1 pseudogene is annotated in these 224 nt (G+C 72.8%); it reads left to right on the plus strand.

Features of this window, described 5'->3' with window-relative positions:
- Positions 1–224: pseudogene (locus tag BFF76_RS31970) on the plus strand (M6 family metalloprotease domain-containing protein); the annotation flags it as partial.

The following is a 224-nucleotide window of genomic DNA, read 5'->3' on the forward strand; positions in this document are numbered from 1 at the left end:
GCCGGTGAGCGCGCAGTCCGGCTACGCCGTGGAGGTACGGACCCCCGAGGGCAACGACGAGGCGGTCTGCCGTCCCGGCGTCCTCATATACAAGGTGAGCTCCGACGTGGACACCGGGCAGGGCCCGGTCTCCGTCGAGGACAGCACCGAGGACAGCGGCGGCTGCACCCGGCGGCCGAACGTCCAGGCCGAGCTCTCCGACGCCCCGTTCGCACCGGGCGAGA

The sequence above is a fragment of the Streptomyces mutomycini genome (assembly GCF_001700505.1).
Taxonomy (GTDB): domain Bacteria; phylum Actinomycetota; class Actinomycetes; order Streptomycetales; family Streptomycetaceae; genus Streptomyces; species Streptomyces mutomycini.